Below are 15968 nucleotides of genomic sequence, written 5' to 3'. Positions count from 1 at the left end.
GATTCTAGGACCCAGGGGGCCGAATCACCACGATAGCGTTGTTATCTGGGGCCACTCGCCAGATTCAACAAGAGCACCACACCGGAAAAATATGCTCGCCTAGCTTCCCACGCGGGGAAGGTTGGGGCATCAGAACGCGTCGACCTTGTCGCTCGGGAACTTGAACGAGTCTTTCAGCAGGTACGACATGGGGAGCGCCAGGTTGATGCCCTTGGGCGCAATCGGCTGCTGGAACCACTTGTTGTACATGCCGGTGATCTCACCGCTCAAGATGACGCGGCGCACTTCTTGGTCAACCAGCTTTTTGAACGCGGCTTCTTTCGGCGGCAGCATGATGGCGTAAGGCTCCATGCTCATGGGTTTGCCCGCCAGGGTGTAGTCGGCGGGGTTGGCCGCATTGGCGCGCAGGCCGGACAGCAGCACGTCGTCCATGGCAAAGGCGGCGGCCTTGCCCTCGACCACGGTGTTGAAGGCCTGGGCGTGGTCAGGCGCTTCCAGCAGGTTCAGCTTCAGGCCGCGTTCGTCGCTGGCGCGGCGTACCAGGGTCACGGCTGTGGTGCCTTTGGTGGTGACCACGCTTTTGCCGGCCAACTGGTCGATGGTTTTCACGTTGGAGTCGCTGCGCACCAACAGACGCACCGACGAGATGAAGTGCGCAATGGTGAAGTCCACCGTTTTGCGCCGCTCGGGATTGTTGGTGGTGGAGCCGCACTCCAACTGGGCCTGGCCGCTGGTCATGGCCTCCATGCGGGTGGCGGGTGTCACCAGCAGGTATTGCACATCAAGCTTGTCGAGCTTGAGCTCGCGGCGCAGGGCATCGACCACTTTCAGGCACAGGTCGATGGAGTAACCAATGGGCTTCTTCTGGTCGTCCAGGTACGAGAATGGAATGGACGCGTCGCGGTAGGCCAGCGTGATGCTGCCGCTGCTGCGCAGCTTGTCCAGCACGTCGGCCTGGGCGGGCAGGGCTGCCAACAACAGCGTTCCCGTGATGGAGGTCCATGCTCCCAATCTGCACAAAAAGCCTTGCATCACGGTCCTGTCGAAAAGGTTGAACTTAGAAAACCCTGGAGAAAACCAACATCAGGAGCGAATCTCGCCCTCGCCCAGCACCACATATTTAAGGGACGTGAGCCCCTCCAAACCGACCGGGCCACGCGCGTGGAACTTGTCGGTGCTGATGCCGATTTCGGCGCCCAGCCCGTACTCAAAACCATCTGCAAAACGCGTGCTCGCGTTGACCATCACGCTGGCCGAATCCACCTCGCGCAAAAACTGCTGCGCATGCATATGGTCGCGTGTGAGGATGGCGTCGGTGTGGTGGCTCGAGTATTGGTTGATGTGCGCAATAGCCTCATCCACCCCGGCCACCAGCTTCACGCTGATGATGGGCGCCAGATATTCTTCCGACCAATCCTGCTCGGTGGCGGCCACCAGCTTGGCGCCCGGCACGGCGGCCAGCAGCGCCAGCGACTCGGGGCAACCACGCATCTCCACGCCCTTGGCAGCGTACACCACACCGATGCGCGGCAAGAACTCTGCGGCCACGCCGCGTGCCACCAACAGGCTTTCGCTGGCGTTGCAAGGGCTGTACTTCTGCGTTTTGGCGTTGTCGGCCACGGTCACGGCCATGCCGATGTCGCATGGGTCGTCCACGTAGACGTGGCAATTGCCGTCCAGGTGCTTGATGACGGGCACCTTGGCATCACGGCTGATGCGCTCGATCAGGCTCTTGCCGCCGCGCGGGATGATCACGTCCACAAACTGCGGCATGGTGATGAGCTGGCCCACCACTTCGCGGTCGGTGGTTTGCACCAGTTGCACCGCTTCGGCGGGCAGGCCGGCGGCTTCCAGCGCCTGCTGCACCAGCAGCGCCAGGGCCTTGTTAGATTCAATCGCTTCGGAGCCGCCACGCAAGATGCAGGCGTTGCCGCTCTTGATGGACAGGCTCGCCGCCTCGATGGTGACGTTGGGGCGGCTCTCGAAAATCATGCCGAACACGCCAATCGGCACGCGCATCTGGCCCACGCGGATGCCGCTGGGCTGCTGCTTCAGACCGGCCACTTCGCCAATGATCTCTGGCATGGCGGCGAGCTGCTCGCAGCCCAGCGCGCAGGTTTCCAAAACCTTGGGTGTGAGCTTCAAGCGATCCACCAGTGGCGCAGCCAAACCGGCGGCTTGGGCGCGGGCGATGTCTTTGGCGTTGTCGATCTGCAGGGCGTCGACATTGCTACGCAGCAAACCGGCCAACGCGCGAAGGGCTACGTTTTTAGTAGCTGCGTTCGCACGCGCCATATGCGCGGAGGCCTGTTTGGCTTGCAAACCCAGGGTTTGCGAATACTCGGCGATGTTGAGGGCGTTCATGACCCTATTTTCGCTGCAATTTTCAGGCCGTGTGCATTAATGCCATGCATCCCCAGGGGCGGAGATGGCTAACCGGGCGCGGCCTGCACCAACTCGCGCAGCCGCCGCAACGCCTGCAACACGGTGGCTTGGCGCACGGCGCGCCGGTCGCCGGGGAAGAGGTGCCGCTCGCTGCTGAGCTGCCCCTGCACCGACCACGCCAGCCACACCGTGCCGACCGGCTTCTCGGCGCTGCCGCCCGTGGGCCCGGCCACGCCGGTGACCGCCACCGCCACTTGCGCCAAGCCTTCCGAGCGCCGAATGGCGCCCACGGCCATGGCGCGCGCCACTTGTTCGCTCACGGCCCCGTAGTTCTGGATCAAGGCGGGGTCGACGCCCAGAAGCTCGGACTTGGCTTCGTTCGAGTACGTGACAAAGCCGCGCTCAAACCAGTTGCTGGAACCTGATAACTCGGTGCACGCCCCGGCGATCAAGCCGCCAGTACAGCTTTCGGCAGTGGCCATGCGCCATTGGTTGTTTTGAAGCAATTCGGCCAGCAGAGCGCATTCGGCTTGCGCAAGCTGCTCATGATTTTGTAGCGTATCAGCCATCGCCAGAAACCTTCCGTCAGGACAAGAATTTCAGAACCAAAACTTCCACAGCGCGATCACCAGCAGCGCACAAAACGCCGCCACCAGGTCGTCAAACATGATGCCGAAGCCACCGCGTGCGCCCACCCCTTTGAAGGCCTTGTCGGCCCAGGCCACGGGGCCGGGTTTGGCGGCGTCGAAATAGCGGAACAGGCCGAAGGCCACCAGTTGGCCCACGAAACCTGTGGGCATGACCAGCCAGAGGATGATCCAGAAGGCGACGATTTCGTCCCAGACGATGCTGCCGGGGTCGGCCACGCGCAGGTTGCGGGCGCACACCGTGCAAGCCCACCAGCCCACCACCAGGCACACCAAAAGAAACCAGCCGAACTGCGCGGGCGTGAACCAGGGCGAAATCACCAGATACGCCAGCCAAGCCCACAGGGTGCCAGCGGTGCCCGGGGCAAACGGGCTCAGGCCCGAGCCCAAACCCAGTGCGATGACGTGCGCCGGGTGGCTGAACATGAAGCGCGAAGTGGCGCGTCTGGGTGCCGCCGCTGCAGGGTTGGCGGGAGCCTCGATTGGGGGCGGAAGATCGGTATCGGGAAGGTGGTCAGCGGCAGACATGGTCTGATTATGGCGCCAGATGTTAGGGAAAATAGTGCTGTGGCGCAGACAGAACAGGGTTAACATGCTACACATTTCGTAGCTTGACGGTCGACAGATCCTGAAAACGATGTGCTGGTAGGGCGGAAAAGAGGGCCGCAACCCAAGGGTTGAATTGCATGAAAAACAAGACCACAAGGATGTGCCATGGCGGACATGGTTGAGCCCGTGCCGGGGGCTGGAGGGAGCGACGGCGCCGACCGTGCCAATCGCGCCGATCGCGTCGAGATACTGCAATTGCTGACGGAGGCAGTGCCCGCTTTGCTGGCGTATTTCGATACCCCTTCCATGCGTTGCCGCTTTGCCAACCGCGCCTATGTGGAGCAGCACGGTTTTGCCGGTGACGACATTCTGGGCAAACACGTGCGCGACACCGTGGGTCCCGAGGTCTGGACTGAGATAGAGCCCCATGTGATGCGTGCCAGCCTTGGCGAACGCGTGACCTACCAACGCGAACGCACCCGCGGCAACGGCACACAGATCACCCTGGAAGTCACGCTGCTGCCGCACCTGGATGCCGCCGGTGTGCAGCTTGGCGCCTTTGTGCTGATGCACGACATCAGCCACCACGCTCGCGCAGAGCAGGCACTGCGTGAAAGCGAAGAGCGCATGCGCAAGTTTGCCGAGGTGACGGAAGAGGGCATTGTTTTCCACCAAGACAGCGGCATCACCGATGTGAACGCGGCGCTGCTGCGCATGGTGGGCTACACGCTGGACGAGGTGAAGGGCCGACGCTCAGGCGAGTTCATCGCCGAAGCCTGGCGCCAACACGTGGCCGAGCAACTCCGCCTGGGTAACGAACAGCCCTACGAGGCCGCGCTGCTGCACCGCAGCGGCCGTGAAATTCCGGTCGAGATGGTGGGCAAGACGCTGGTGGTGAAGGGCGAAGTGCAACGGATTGCGGTGGTGCGCGACATCACGGCACGCAAGGACGCACAGCAACGCATGGAACACATGGCGCTGCACGACGCCCTGACGGGCCTGCCCAACCGCAGCTTCTTGAACCAGTGGCTGGAGCATTCCCTGGCAACCGCGCAACGCCACCAATCGGTGCTGGCCGTGCTGTTCATCGACCTCGACAACTTCAAAACGGTGAACGACTCCCTGGGCCACCACGCGGGCGACCAACTTCTTTGCGAAGTGGCCAGCCGCTTGGTGGGCTGTGTGCGCAAGGCCGACGTGGTGGCGCGTTTGGGCGGCGACGAATTCTTGATCGTGCTGCCCGACATTGGTGGCCGCGACAGCGCCGTGCAAGTAGCGTCCAAAATGCTGGACGCGGTGAAGAAAGTCATCCACCTTGAAGGCCACAAAGTGTCGGTGTCGCCTTCCATCGGCATCGCCATGTTCCCCGACGACGGCAGCACGGTAGACGAACTCAGCCGCCACGCCGACGCCGCGATGTACCACGCTAAAGACACGGGCCGTGGCAACTACCAGTTCTACACGGCCAGCCTGTCTCAACGCGCCTTTCGGGCCTTGCACCTGGAACACCAATTGCGCGAGGCCATCGCCAACAAAGAGTTTGTGCTGCACTACCAGCCGCAGTGGCGTTTGTCGGACAGCAAGCTTGTGGGCGTAGAGGCCTTGGTGCGTTGGCAACACCCCGAGTTGGGCTTGCTGGGCCCGGAAGACTTTGTGTCGTTTGCCGAAGAGCGTGGCCTCATCCAGGCCATTGGCCAGTGGGTGTTGGTCGAGGCCTGCTGCCAGATCAAAGCCTGGCACGACGCCGGTTGGCTGCGTGTGCCGGTGGCCGTGAACCTGTCGGCCATTGAATTCAAACAACGCGACCTGGTGGGCGTGGTCACGCGTGCGCTCAGCACGTCGGGGCTGGCGCCGGCGTTCCTCGAATTGGAGATGACCGAGTCGGTGTTGATGGACTCCAGCAGCTCCGTGCTGGAGAACCTGCACGCACTCAAGCGCCTGGGCGTGGGCCTGACGATTGACGACTTCGGCACCGGCTACTCGTCGCTCGCGTACCTGAAGCGTTACCCCATCGACAAGCTGAAAATCGACCGCTCGTTTGTGCGTGAGATGCACAGCGACAACGACGACCAGGCCATCGCCTCGGCGGTGATCCAGATGGCGCGTAGCTTGAAGCTGCGCACCGTGGCGGAAGGCGTGGAGATCGAGTCGCAGGCCGACCTGCTGCGCGGCATGGGGTGTGATGACTTCCAGGGCTTTCTGGATTCACCCCCGGTCGATGCGCTGGGCGCGCGGGCCTGGCTGGGTGGGCGGGGATTAGCTGCAGCTTAGCTTTGCAGACTTGATTTGGGCGTAAGCTGGCGGTTGTTCCCCGTCAGCTTTAAATCGTGACCCCATGACTTCCATCGTCCCCAAACTCCATATCAACACCCAGTTCGACGGCGGCGCCATCGAGGTGGTGCGCGTCGACAACCCGCGCGACATCCAGTTGCGCATACGCCCGGACAACGCCAGCGAATTCGCCCAGTGGTTCTACTTCGCCGTGTACGGCGCGGCCGGCCAGGCGCTGCGCCTGCGCTTTTTGAACGCCAGCCAATGCGCCTACCCCAAAGGCTGGGACGGCTACCAAGTGGTGATGAGCGTAGACCGCGAGCAGTGGACGCGCATCCCCACCAGCTTTGACGGCACCGAGCTGTGCGCCGAATGTGTGGCCGAGGGCGACTGTGTGTACTTCGCCTACTTTGAACCTTACCCCTACGACCGTTTGCTCGACCTCTTCGGCTCGGTGCAGCAATCTGAAGCAGTGCGGTTGGAGCACCTGGGCCTGACCACCGAAGGCCGGCCGATGACGCTGCTGCACATCCGCCAGCCTGATACCGACACGGCCACGGCAGAACCCTTGCGCAAGGTGTGGCTCATCGCCCGCCAGCACCCGGGTGAAACCATGGCCTCGTGGTTCATCGAAGGCTTTTTGGAGCGTTTGCTGGATGTGGATGACCCGGTCGCCCGTGCCCTGCTGGCGCGCTGCGAGTTCTACGTGGTGCCGCACATGAACCCGGACGGCGCCGTGCGCGGCAACCTGCGCACCAACGCCGTGGGCGCCAACCTGAATCGCGAATGGTTGGAGCCCACGGTGGAGCGCTCACCCGAAGTGTTCTGGGTGCGGCAAAAAATGCTCACGACCGGTGTGGACCTGTCGCTCGACGTGCATGGCGACGAAGGCCTGCCCTACAACTTCCTGGTGGGGACGGAGGGCCGCGCCAGCTTCGGCCCGCGCATCGACAGCTTGCAAAAAGAATTCAAAGCCGCCTGGCTGGCCGCCAGCCCCGACTTCCAAACCACCCACGGCTACCCGCTGCCCGCACCGGGCCAGGGCAACAAAACGCTCGCCACCAACTGGGTCGGCCAGCAGTTCGACTGCCTGGCCTTCACCATCGAGATGCCGTTCAAAGACAACGCCGACCTGCCCGACCCCGTGGTGGGCTGGAGCGGCGAGCGCTCGCGCAAATTTGGCGCCAGTGTGCTGCAGCCGGTGTTGGCGGTGCTCTCAAAGTTGCGTTAAAGCGGCCAAGAAAAAAGCAGCCCCTGCGCTTGGTGGTCAAGCGCAGGCAGCTGCTTTTTTTATAGCGAAAAGCTTAAAAATTCGAGCTTAGTTGATGCCCAGCAATTCCACTTCAAACTGCAGCGTGGCGTTCGGCGGGATCACACCACCGGCGCCACGTGCGCCGTAGGCAATGGCGGCGGGGCAGGTGAGCTTGGCCTTGCCGCCAATCTTCATCATTTGCACGCCTTCGGTCCAGCACGGAATCACGCCGTTCAGCGGGAACGAGATCGGTTCGCCGCGCTTGTACGAGCTGTCGAACTCCTTGCCGTCGAGGAAGGTGCCACGGTAGTGCACCTTCACTTTGTCGCTGGCCTTGGGGCTGGCGCCTTGGCCGTCTTTCAGCGAGCGAAACACCAGGCCGCTGGGCGTGACCACGGCGCTGGGTTCCTTGGCCGCATCTGCCGCCGTGGTGACTTGCGCGTGGGCAACGGTGGTGCTCAAGGCACACAGGGCCAGGGCGCCGGTGAGGATGGCGGAAGTGATTGATTTCAAGAAATACCTCTTGTGGATCTGGTGGATAAAGGAACGAACGTACGATGGTAGGTTGACTACGTAAAGTCGAACGCAACAAAAGGAATCTTATGCCGACTTTTGACTACGACCTGTTTGTGATCGGTGGGGGCAGTGGCGGTGTGCGTGCCGCGCGTATGGCCGCGCAGCGTGGTGCCCGTGTGGCCCTGGCCGAGGCTGGCGCGCTGGGCGGCACCTGCGTCAACGTGGGCTGCATCCCGAAAAAGCTCTACAGCTATGCCGCGCACTACGGCGAGGCCTTTGAAGAGTCGCGCGCCTACGGCTGGGACTTCGATGGTCTGCGTTTTGACTGGGCGCGGCTGAAGGCCAACCGCGCGGTCGAGATCACGCGGCTCAACGGCATTTACGCCGGGCTGCTGAAATCGGCCGGCGTGGCGGTGGTCAACGGCTGGGCCAAGCTGGCCGATGGCCACACGGTTGAAGTCGACGGCAAACGCTACACCGCACAACACATCTTGCTGGCCACCGGCGGCCAGCCCAGCGTGCCCGATGTGCCGTGGCGCAGTGATGTGCTGGTGTCCGACGACATGTTCGACCTGCCCACGCTGCCACGCCGCCTGCTGGTGGTGGGCGGCGGCTACATCGCCAGCGAAATGGCGTCCATCTTCCACGGGCTGGGGGTGGAGGTCACGCAGGTGCTGCGCGGCGGCACTTTGCTGCGCGGGTTTGATGCCGACATCAGCACCTTCCTGGCCGCCGAGATGCGCAAGACCGGCGTGCAACTGCGGCTGAACACCCACGTGAGCGGGCTGGCGCGCCACGGCGAGAGTTTGACGGCGCAGTTAACGACCGATGACGAAACCGTGTCATTGCCGGTGGATGCCGTGCTCTACGCCACGGGCCGCAAGCCCAAAACCGCTGGCATGGGCCTGGCGGAAGCAGGCGTGCAATTGAACGACGAGGGCGCCGTAGTGGTGGACGCGCGTTACGCCAGCAGCCTGCCTTCGGTGTTTGCGCTGGGCGATGTCTCCAGCCGCCTGCAGCTCACGCCCGTGGCCTTGGGCGAAGCCATGGCTTTGGTCGACGATTTGTTTGGCCCCGCGCGCGGCAAACCGGTGCGCCACATGGCTTATGACTACATTCCCACCGCCGTGTTCACACACCCCAGCGTGGGCACGGTGGGCTTCACCGAGGCCGAGGCGCGCGAAGAGTTTGGCGCCGTGGATGTGTACCGCAGCGAGTTCAAGGTGCTCAAGCACACCATCAGCGGCAGCACCGAGCGCACGCTGGTGAAACTGCTGGTCGACAAGGCCTCCGACCGCGTGGTGGGGCTGCACATGGTGGGCCCGGATGCGGGCGAGATCGTGCAAGGCTTTGCCGTGGCGCTGAAGGCCGGTGCCACCAAGGCGGTGTTTGACCAGACCATTGGCATCCACCCCACACTGGCCGAAGAGTTTGTCACATTGCGCGAGCCGGTGGCCTAAGCAAGCCAAGCCAGTGTTGTGTGCTGCCGTCAACTCTCTGATGAGGGCCGGGTGTCCCTCAAAATCGTTACGAAAGTCATCAAACACCATTGCACAATAGGCGCATGCCCTATCTACCGCCTTTTGTTGCCCCCATGCGTTTCACCGATGCTGCCGCCGCACTGGCGCAGGTGAAGGCCATCTACCACCAGCAAATCGAGCACTTGCGGCTGGCCATGCAGCAGTTTGTGGCCGGTGAAACCTTGCCCGGCCATGTGCGTGCCTGCTATCCGTTTGTGCGCGTGTACACCGACACGGTGGCGCGTGCGCCCGGCATGTCGTTGGAGAGTGCGCACCTGAGCTTTGGTTTTGTGGCTGGCCCCGGCCGCTTCGAGACCACGCTGACGCGTCCCGACCTGTACGAACACTACTACCTGGAGCAGTTCCGCCTGCTGCTACAAAACCACCAGGTGGAGTTGGAAGTGGGCACCAGCACGCAGCCTATTCCGGTGCACTTCTCGTTTGCCGAGCACGACCACGTGGAAGGCAGCATGACGGCCGAGCGCCGCATGCTGATGCGCGACGTGTTCGACCTGCCCGACCTGGGTGCCATGGACGACGGCATTGCCAACGGCACCTACGAGCCGCACCCTGGCGAGCCCATGCCGCTGTCGTTGTTTACCGCGCCGCGTGTCGACTACTCGCTGCACCGCCTGCGCCACTACACGGGCACGGCGCCCGAGTGGTTTCAGAACTTCGTGTTGTTCACCAACTACCAGTTCTACATCGATGAATTCGTGCGCATGGGCCGTGAGGCCATGGCCGACCCGAACAGCGAATACCTGGCCTTCATCGAACCTGGCAACGTGGTCACGCGCCGCGTGGGCCTGGCCGCAGAAGCGATCGACGCGCTGGGCGTGGAACCCCCACGTCTGCCGCAAATGCCCGGCTACCACTTGGTGCGCGGCGACCGCAGCGGTATCACCATGGTGAACATTGGGGTGGGCCCGGCCAACGCCAAGAACATCACCGACCACATTGCCGTGCTGCGCCCGCATGCCTGGATCATGCTGGGCCACTGCGCCGGCTTGCGCAACAGCCAGCAACTGGGCGACTACGTGCTGGCCCACGGCTATGTGCGTGAAGACCACGTGCTGGACGAGGAGCTGCCGCTGTGGGTGCCCATTCCGGCGCTGGCCGAAATCCAGGTGGCGCTGGAAAGCGCCGTGGCTGACGTCACGCAAATGCAAGGCACCGCGCTGAAAAACATCATGCGCACCGGCACCGTGGCCAGTACCGACAACCGCAACTGGGAGCTGCTGCCCAACAACCAGCCGCAACGCCGCTTCAGCCAAAGCCGCGCCGTGGCGCTGGACATGGAGAGCGCCACCATCGCGGCCAACGGCTTCCGTTTTCGGGTGCCCTACGGTACCCTGCTGTGCGTGAGCGACAAACCCCTCCACGGTGAAATCAAGCTGCCGGGCATGGCCAACCACTTCTACCGCGAACGGGTGGACCAACACTTGCGTATCGGTGTGCGTGCGGTTGAGTTGCTGCGTGCCCAAGGCATCAACCAGTTGCACAGCCGCAAGTTGCGTAGTTTTGCTGAAGTAGCTTTCCAGTAAGCTAAGCGCCGTAAAACAGTTATAAAAACAATCTTTCCTGACGCCGTTCTAGCCACTGTATTTGTCATCATTGGAACCCCACGCTCTTCATGCAACTTGACGTCACCACCCTGCTCGTCGTGACCGCCTGCAACCAACTCGCTGTAGCGCTGGCACTGCTGTTGATCATGGGGCGCAACGTCAGCATTGCGGCGCGCTGCGCCCAACTGGCGGTGCTGGCGCAAGCGCTGGCGTGGACGACCGTGCCCTTGTCCACCTTGGGCGGCGAGCATTGGTGGCTCGCGCTGGGGGTGTTGTTGTTGCACGCGGGCTTGTGGCTGCTGCACCGTGCGTTGAACGGCTGGCTGGGGACACGCGGCGGCGAAAACATTTTGCGGGTGTTGACGGTGTTGGCGCCGGTGGGCTACTTGCTCACCCTGCGCTTTCCGCTGCTCAATGCGGTATGGAGCAACGGTTGCATGGCAGGGGCTTTGATCGTGGTGGCGCGTGCCACCCTGGCGCCTATGCGGCGCAGCTCGCGGCGCTGGCGTGGCCTGTTGTGTGGCTGCCTGGTGTCGGTGGCCGTGCTGGCTGTGGTGCGCGGCGTGGTGGTCAGCGTGCAGGCCGATGCCTTGCAGAGCGCCGTCGACATGTCGCACCCCATCAACGTGGTGGTGGCGCTGATGGGCAATGTGGCCCTGCTGTTGGTCACCGTGATGGTGCTGGTGGCCTGGCGCGAAGAGGCAGAGAGCAAGCTGCGCCGCCAGGCCATGACCGACGGCCTGACCGGACTGCTGAATCGCCGGGGCTGGACCGAGCGTGCCGAGGGCGTGTTTGCCAACGCCGTGCGCTACCACTTGCCCATGACGTTGATCATGCTCGACCTGGATCACTTCAAACGCATCAACGACCGCCATGGCCACGAAGTGGGCGACCGCGCGCTGCGCCTGTTCGCACGCATGCTGCGGGTCACGCGCCGCACTGGCGACCTGGTGGGCCGCCTGGGCGGTGAAGAGTTCTGCATCGTGCTGTCGAACACCCATAAATCGGCCGCGACGGGCTTTGACCAGCGCCTGCGTGCGCGCTTGCTCGATGCGTCGAAAAAAGAGCTGGGTTTTGAGCTGGACTACAGCGCTGGCGTGGCCGTGTTGAAAGATGGCGATGGCACGTTGGCCGGGCTGTTGGCGCGCGCCGACTTGGCCTTGTACCAAGCCAAACACAATGGCCGTGGCCGCATGGAGCTGTCAGCCGGCGGTGTCGGCCATACCGTTATTTAGGCTCACCCCCAGTCTTCGTGCACTTCGTGTCACTACGCCAACCCCCTTGCAGGGGGCAACACCAACAGCCTGGCGAAGCCAGTTCTGTGGTGTTTCTCGATGGGAGAGCGCTGTTAACGCTTACGCAGGTTGTACCAAGCCGTTCAGCTTGGCGTGCTGCAGCAGCATGATGGTTTTACCGTCGCAGATTTTGCCCTCAGTGATCCACGCCATGGCCGTGTCCAGCGGCACTTCCAGCACTTCAATGTCTTCGCCTTCATGCGCGTGGCCGCCGCCCTTCGATACCTTGTCGGCGTGGCTGTATTCACCCACAAAGAAGTACAGCCGCTCGGTGACCGAGCCGGGGCTCATGTAAGCCTCGAACACTTTGCGCACGGCGTTGATGCGAAAGCCGGTTTCTTCTTCGGTTTCGCGGCGGATGCAGGTTTCGGGGTCGTCCTGGTCGAGCAGGCCGGCGCAGGTTTCAATCAAGCGGCCATCGGGTGTGCCGTTCACGTAGGCCGGCAGGCGGAACTGGCGCGTCAGCACCACGGTGCCCTGCTCGCGGTTGTAGAGCAGGATGGTGGCGCCGTTGCCACGGTCGTAGGTCTCGCGGCTTTGGCGCTGCCATTGGCCGTCGCGGCGGCGCAGGTCGAAGGTGTTCTTTTTCAGCAGGTACCAGTCGTTCGACAAGACTTGCACGTCGACCATGCGAATGGGTTCTTGGGTTTGCATGATGTTGCTCCTTTGGCTCAATCAGGTTGCACGTTTTTGCCTATTTTAATCAAATCAAGAAAAAACGTGCAAATGCAAAGATAAACATGCAGCCTCGTGCAAGTTAACATCGCCCCATGCTCACACAGCAACGCAAACAACTCATCCTCGACAAGCTGCGCCTAGACGGCCGCATCGTCGCCGCCAGCCTGAGCGAAAGCCTGAACCTGTCGGAAGACACCATCCGCCGCGACCTGCGCGCCTTGGCGGCCGAGGGCTTGCTGCAGCGTGTGCATGGCGGGGCCTTGCCCGCGTCACCCGCTGCTGGCAACTTTGCGGTGCGTAGCGCGCTTGCCGTGCCGGGCAAACAAGCCATCGGCCGCGCCGGGGCTGCGCTGGTGCAGCCGGGGCAGGTGGTGTTTATCGACGGTGGCACCAGTTGCCAGCAATTGGCCTTGCAACTACCCGCCAACCTGCGCGCCACGGTGGTCACTCACAGCCCGACGATTGCGCTGGCGCTGGTGGAGCACCCGTTGATCGAGGTGCAATTGCTGGGCGGGCGCTTCTACAAGCACTCGGTGGTAGCTGTGGGCGCGGCCACGGTCGAGGCCATCAGCCGCATCCATGCCGATCTGTATTTCATGGGCGCCTCGGGTGTGAGCACCAGTTCGGGCCTGAGCACCGGCGACATGGAAGAGGCCTTGGTGAAACGCGCGCTGATGGCACAGGCGGCCGAGACCTGGGTGCTGGCCTCGGCCGAGAAGCTCAACGCCGCGTCGCCCTATGTGATTGCGGCGTGCCGCGAGGCGGCGGGGCTGGTGGTGGAGGCGGATACGCCTGAGAAGGTGTGCGCGCCGTTTGAGGCCGAAGGGCTGACCGTCCTGCGCGCTTGAGCAGAACTCGTTAGGCGCCCAGGCCGGACGGCGGCAGCGGCCGCGCATCCGGCTCGGTGCGCACCAACGGCAGGCACTGCGGATACTCCCGCTGAATAAAGTCCAGCAGACCTTCGCGCAACGTGCAGCGCAAATCCCAGTTTTTGCTGGAATCGGTGGATGTGGCCAACAGCCGCACCTGCATGGCGCGTTCGTTGGTGTCGGTCACCTGCAGCTTGCACAGGCGGCCGTCCCAGTCGGGCGAGGCGTGGCACAGGCGCTGTGCCTCAGCGCGTAGCGGCGCTAGCGGCAGGCGGTAGTCGACCCATAAAAAAACCGTGCCAATCAGGTCGGCGTTGTGGCGCGTCCAGTTCTGGAATGGGTTTTCAATGAACCACTGCAGCGGAATGATCAGGCGGCGTTCGTCCCAAATGGCCAGCACCACGTAGGTGCCGGTGATCTCTGACACCCGGCCCCATTCGCCTTGCACGATGAGCACGTCGTCCAGCCGAATGGGCTGTGTGAGCGCAATCTGAATGCCTGCCAGCAGGTTCGAGAACACCGAGCGCGCGGCGATACCGGCCACCAAGCCGAGCACGCCGGCAGATGCCAACAAGCTGGCGCCGAGGTGGCGTGCGCCGGGAATGGTCATCAAGATCAGTGCTGTGCCCGCAATCAATACCACGGCCATCAAGGTGCGTGCCAGCAGTTGGGTGCGGGTGTGGATGCGTCGCGCGTGGAAGTTGTCGGCGCCGCCTACCGGGTAACGCACCAAAATGCCTTTGGCCACGCCGCGAATGGCGCGCACGCCGAGCCAGGTAAACCCGACCAACATCAACAAGCCGCCGCAGTAGCGCAATTGGCTGATGAAGAGCATGTCGTTGGGCGCACTTTGCAGCACCGCCTCGACCGCCGCCAGTGGCAGCAAGAACTGCATCGCGGGGCGAATTTCTTCGACCACGTTGGACATGACAGGGGCACTACGGGTCAAGCGCCGCAAGATGATCAGCCCAATACGCTGTGCAGCCAGGCCGGCCAGCAAGGCCAAGCCCACCGCGACGAGTAGACCCTCATCCGATAGCCGCACCCACGCGGCCCAGTCTGTGTGTTGCATTGCAGCATCCTAACCAGAGCTTGGAAAAGCCGCCACCCGGGATGGGATTGGGGCAACTTCTGGCAGATGCTTTAAGCCAAATAGGCCATAGCCGCTTACTGCGTATGCGTAAGCAGCTATCAAAGTTGAAAGACTACCGGCTTACTTGGCCAGGCGCGGGCGCACCTTGGAGGCGGCCAATTTGGCGTTGGTGCGCGCCACTTCCACATCAGCATCAAACGCCAGGGCCACGCCCATGCGGCGCTTGGTGAAGCTCTCGGGTTTGCCAAACAGGCGGATGTCGGTGTTCGGCACTTGCAGGGCTTCGGCCACGCCGTCGAAGACGATGCCCTGCGCGTCCACACCGCCGTAGATCACAGCGCTGGCGCCGGGGCTCTTCAAGGCGGTGTTGACGGGCAGGCCAAGAATGGCGCGGGCGTGCAGCTCAAACTCGTTTTGCCATTGCGTGGCCATGGTGACCATGCCGGTGTCGTGCGGGCGTGGGCTGACTTCGCTGAACCAGACGTCTTCGCCCTTCACGAACAACTCGACGCCGAACAGGCCCTGGCCGCCGAGGTTGTCGGTCACGGCCTTGGAAATCTGGCGCGCCTTCTCCAGCGCGGCCGGGTGCATGGGGTGCGGTTGCCAGCTTTCCACGTAGTCGCCGCTGACCTGGATGTGGCCGATGGGGTCGCAGAAGTGGGTTTCAATCTGGCCGCCCGCGCCAACGGCGCGCACGGTCAGTTGGGTGATCTCGTAGTCAAAGTCGATGAAGCCTTCGACGATGACGCGGCCGTGGCTCACGCGGCCACCGGCCATGGCGTAGTCCCAGGCTTTTTGCACGTCGGCCGGGCCGCTGATCTTGCTCTGGCCCTTGCCGGAGGAGCTCATCACCGGCTTGACGATGCAGGGGTAGCCGATCTTGCTGTCCACAGCGGCTTGCAGTTCGGCCAGCGAGTCGCAGAACACGTAGGGGCTGGTGGCTAGGCCCAGGGTTTCGGCCGCGAGGCGGCGGATGCCTTCGCGGTCCATGGTCAGGCGGGCAGCGCGCGCGGTGGGGATGACGCGCACCACGCCAGCAGCTTCCAGTTCTTCCAGCATGGGCGTGGCAATGGCTTCAATCTCGGGCACCACCATGGCGGGCTTTTCGGCTTCGATCAGCGCCTTGAGCTGGGCCGGGTCACTCATGGTGATGGTGCACGCATGGTGGGCCACTTGCTGGCCGGGCGCGTTTTCGTAGCGGTCTACCGCAATGGTTTCCACACCCAGGCGTTGCAGGGCGATCAGCACCTCTTTGCCCAGCTCGCCGGAGCCGAGGAGCATGACTTTGGTTGCGTTGGGGGAGAGGGGGGTGCCGAAGGTGGTCATAT

General features: G+C 63.1%; 14 protein-coding genes. 6 read left to right on the top strand and 8 right to left on the bottom strand.

What is annotated here, in order from left to right; genetic code table 11:
- Nucleotides 1-129: 129 nt before the first annotated feature.
- The 4 genes from ACPWMG_RS25575 to ACPWMG_RS25560 form a co-directional block, all read right to left on the bottom strand.
- Nucleotides 130-1032 carry an amino acid ABC transporter substrate-binding protein gene (locus ACPWMG_RS25575; RefSeq protein WP_483302280.1) on the bottom strand — a complete coding sequence of 301 codons (903 nt, stop codon included), beginning with the start codon at nucleotides 1030-1032 and terminating at the stop codon, nucleotides 130-132.
- 51 nt (nucleotides 1033-1083) lie between these two features.
- On the bottom strand, nucleotides 1084-2364 hold the full coding sequence (locus tag ACPWMG_RS25570) for a glutamate-5-semialdehyde dehydrogenase (protein WP_483302279.1): 1281 nt from the start codon (nucleotides 2362-2364) through the stop codon (nucleotides 1084-1086).
- A gap of 68 nt (nucleotides 2365-2432) precedes the next feature.
- Nucleotides 2433-2954: a CinA family protein gene (locus ACPWMG_RS25565; protein ID WP_483302278.1), complete on the bottom strand. Its 522-nt coding sequence runs from the start codon at nucleotides 2952-2954 to the stop codon at nucleotides 2433-2435.
- Nucleotides 2955-2984: 30 nt separating this feature from the next.
- Nucleotides 2985-3560 carry a phosphatidylglycerophosphatase A family protein gene (locus ACPWMG_RS25560; RefSeq protein ID WP_483302277.1) on the bottom strand — a complete coding sequence of 192 codons (576 nt, stop codon included), beginning with the start codon at nucleotides 3558-3560 and terminating at the stop codon, nucleotides 2985-2987.
- Nucleotides 3561-3746: 186 nt separating this feature from the next.
- Between ACPWMG_RS25560 and ACPWMG_RS25555 the strand changes: the two genes are divergently transcribed.
- The gene (locus ACPWMG_RS25555) at nucleotides 3747-5852 is read left to right on the top strand and encodes a putative bifunctional diguanylate cyclase/phosphodiesterase (RefSeq protein ID WP_483302276.1); all 2106 of its coding nucleotides are present in this window, start codon (nucleotides 3747-3749) and stop codon (nucleotides 5850-5852) included.
- Nucleotides 5853-5916: 64 nt separating this feature from the next.
- The gene (locus ACPWMG_RS25550) at nucleotides 5917-7083 is read left to right on the top strand and encodes a M14 family metallopeptidase (RefSeq protein ID WP_483302275.1); all 1167 of its coding nucleotides are present in this window, start codon (nucleotides 5917-5919) and stop codon (nucleotides 7081-7083) included.
- 87 nt (nucleotides 7084-7170) lie between these two features.
- Here ACPWMG_RS25550 and ACPWMG_RS25545 read toward each other — a convergent pair whose 3' ends face one another.
- Entirely contained in the window at nucleotides 7171-7617 is a 447-nt protein-coding gene (locus tag ACPWMG_RS25545; RefSeq protein ID WP_483302274.1) for an FKBP-type peptidyl-prolyl cis-trans isomerase, read from the bottom strand.
- An 89-nt stretch (nucleotides 7618-7706) separates the two neighbouring features.
- Between ACPWMG_RS25545 and gorA the strand changes: the two genes are divergently transcribed.
- The 3 genes from gorA to ACPWMG_RS25530 all read left to right on the top strand — a co-directional run bounded on the left by gorA (nucleotide 7707) and on the right by ACPWMG_RS25530 (nucleotide 11940).
- Nucleotides 7707-9080 carry a glutathione-disulfide reductase gene (gene gorA, locus ACPWMG_RS25540; protein ID WP_483302273.1) on the top strand — a complete coding sequence of 458 codons (1374 nt, stop codon included), beginning with the start codon at nucleotides 7707-7709 and terminating at the stop codon, nucleotides 9078-9080.
- A gap of 104 nt (nucleotides 9081-9184) precedes the next feature.
- Nucleotides 9185-10684, top strand: a complete 1500-nt coding sequence (locus ACPWMG_RS25535; protein ID WP_483302272.1) for an AMP nucleosidase — start codon at nucleotides 9185-9187, stop codon at nucleotides 10682-10684.
- Nucleotides 10685-10773: 89 nt separating this feature from the next.
- Nucleotides 10774-11940, top strand: coding sequence for a GGDEF domain-containing protein (locus ACPWMG_RS25530; protein WP_483302271.1), 1167 nt, complete (start codon nucleotides 10774-10776; stop codon nucleotides 11938-11940).
- Between the two features lie 120 nt (nucleotides 11941-12060).
- On the opposite strand, the gene nudK is transcribed toward ACPWMG_RS25530, so the two are convergent.
- On the bottom strand, nucleotides 12061-12654 hold the full coding sequence (nudK, locus tag ACPWMG_RS25525) for a GDP-mannose pyrophosphatase NudK (protein WP_483302270.1): 594 nt from the start codon (nucleotides 12652-12654) through the stop codon (nucleotides 12061-12063).
- Nucleotides 12655-12770: 116 nt separating this feature from the next.
- Here nudK and ACPWMG_RS25520 point away from each other — a divergent pair, with 116 nt between their 5' ends.
- On the top strand, nucleotides 12771-13526 hold the full coding sequence (locus tag ACPWMG_RS25520) for a DeoR/GlpR family DNA-binding transcription regulator (protein ID WP_483302269.1): 756 nt from the start codon (nucleotides 12771-12773) through the stop codon (nucleotides 13524-13526).
- Between the two features lie 10 nt (nucleotides 13527-13536).
- Here the strand turns inward: ACPWMG_RS25520 and ACPWMG_RS25515 are convergent, their stop codons facing one another.
- Entirely contained in the window at nucleotides 13537-14619 is a 1083-nt protein-coding gene (locus ACPWMG_RS25515; protein WP_483302268.1) for a mechanosensitive ion channel family protein, read from the bottom strand.
- A gap of 141 nt (nucleotides 14620-14760) precedes the next feature.
- A complete protein-coding gene (purT, locus tag ACPWMG_RS25510) occupies nucleotides 14761-15966 on the bottom strand; it encodes a formate-dependent phosphoribosylglycinamide formyltransferase (RefSeq protein WP_483305343.1) in 1206 nt (401 codons plus the stop codon).
- Between the last annotated feature and the right edge of the window lie 2 nt (nucleotides 15967-15968).

It is taken from the genome of Hydrophilobacter chitinilyticus (genome assembly GCF_049860745.1).
In the GTDB taxonomy this organism is placed as follows: domain Bacteria; phylum Pseudomonadota; class Gammaproteobacteria; order Burkholderiales; family Burkholderiaceae_C; genus Rhodoferax_B.
Note: the sequence above shows the minus strand (reverse complement) of the source record. Positions and strands in the feature narration are given on the sequence as shown.

Excerpts from the sequence above, each read along its gene's own strand:
- ACPWMG_RS25560 (WP_483302277.1), bottom strand. The coding sequence starts at position 3,560 with ATGTCTGCCGCTGACCACCTTCCCGATACCGATCTTCCGCCCCCAATC.
- ACPWMG_RS25530 (WP_483302271.1), top strand. The coding sequence starts at position 10,774 with ATGCAACTTGACGTCACCACCCTGCTCGTCGTGACCGCCTGCAACCAA.
- ACPWMG_RS25555 (WP_483302276.1), top strand. The coding sequence starts at position 3,747 with ATGGCGGACATGGTTGAGCCCGTGCCGGGGGCTGGAGGGAGCGACGGC.
- ACPWMG_RS25520 (WP_483302269.1), top strand. The coding sequence starts at position 12,771 with ATGCTCACACAGCAACGCAAACAACTCATCCTCGACAAGCTGCGCCTA.
- ACPWMG_RS25575 (WP_483302280.1), bottom strand. The coding sequence starts at position 1,032 with ATGCAAGGCTTTTTGTGCAGATTGGGAGCATGGACCTCCATCACGGGA.
- nudK (WP_483302270.1), bottom strand. The coding sequence starts at position 12,654 with ATGCAAACCCAAGAACCCATTCGCATGGTCGACGTGCAAGTCTTGTCG.
- ACPWMG_RS25535 (WP_483302272.1), top strand. The coding sequence starts at position 9,185 with ATGCCCTATCTACCGCCTTTTGTTGCCCCCATGCGTTTCACCGATGCT.
- purT (WP_483305343.1), bottom strand. The coding sequence starts at position 15,966 with ATGACCACCTTCGGCACCCCCCTCTCCCCCAACGCAACCAAAGTCATG.
- ACPWMG_RS25550 (WP_483302275.1), top strand. The coding sequence starts at position 5,917 with ATGACTTCCATCGTCCCCAAACTCCATATCAACACCCAGTTCGACGGC.
- ACPWMG_RS25515 (WP_483302268.1), bottom strand. The coding sequence starts at position 14,619 with ATGCAACACACAGACTGGGCCGCGTGGGTGCGGCTATCGGATGAGGGT.
- ACPWMG_RS25565 (WP_483302278.1), bottom strand. The coding sequence starts at position 2,954 with ATGGCTGATACGCTACAAAATCATGAGCAGCTTGCGCAAGCCGAATGC.
- ACPWMG_RS25570 (WP_483302279.1), bottom strand. The coding sequence starts at position 2,364 with ATGAACGCCCTCAACATCGCCGAGTATTCGCAAACCCTGGGTTTGCAA.
- gorA (WP_483302273.1), top strand. The coding sequence starts at position 7,707 with ATGCCGACTTTTGACTACGACCTGTTTGTGATCGGTGGGGGCAGTGGC.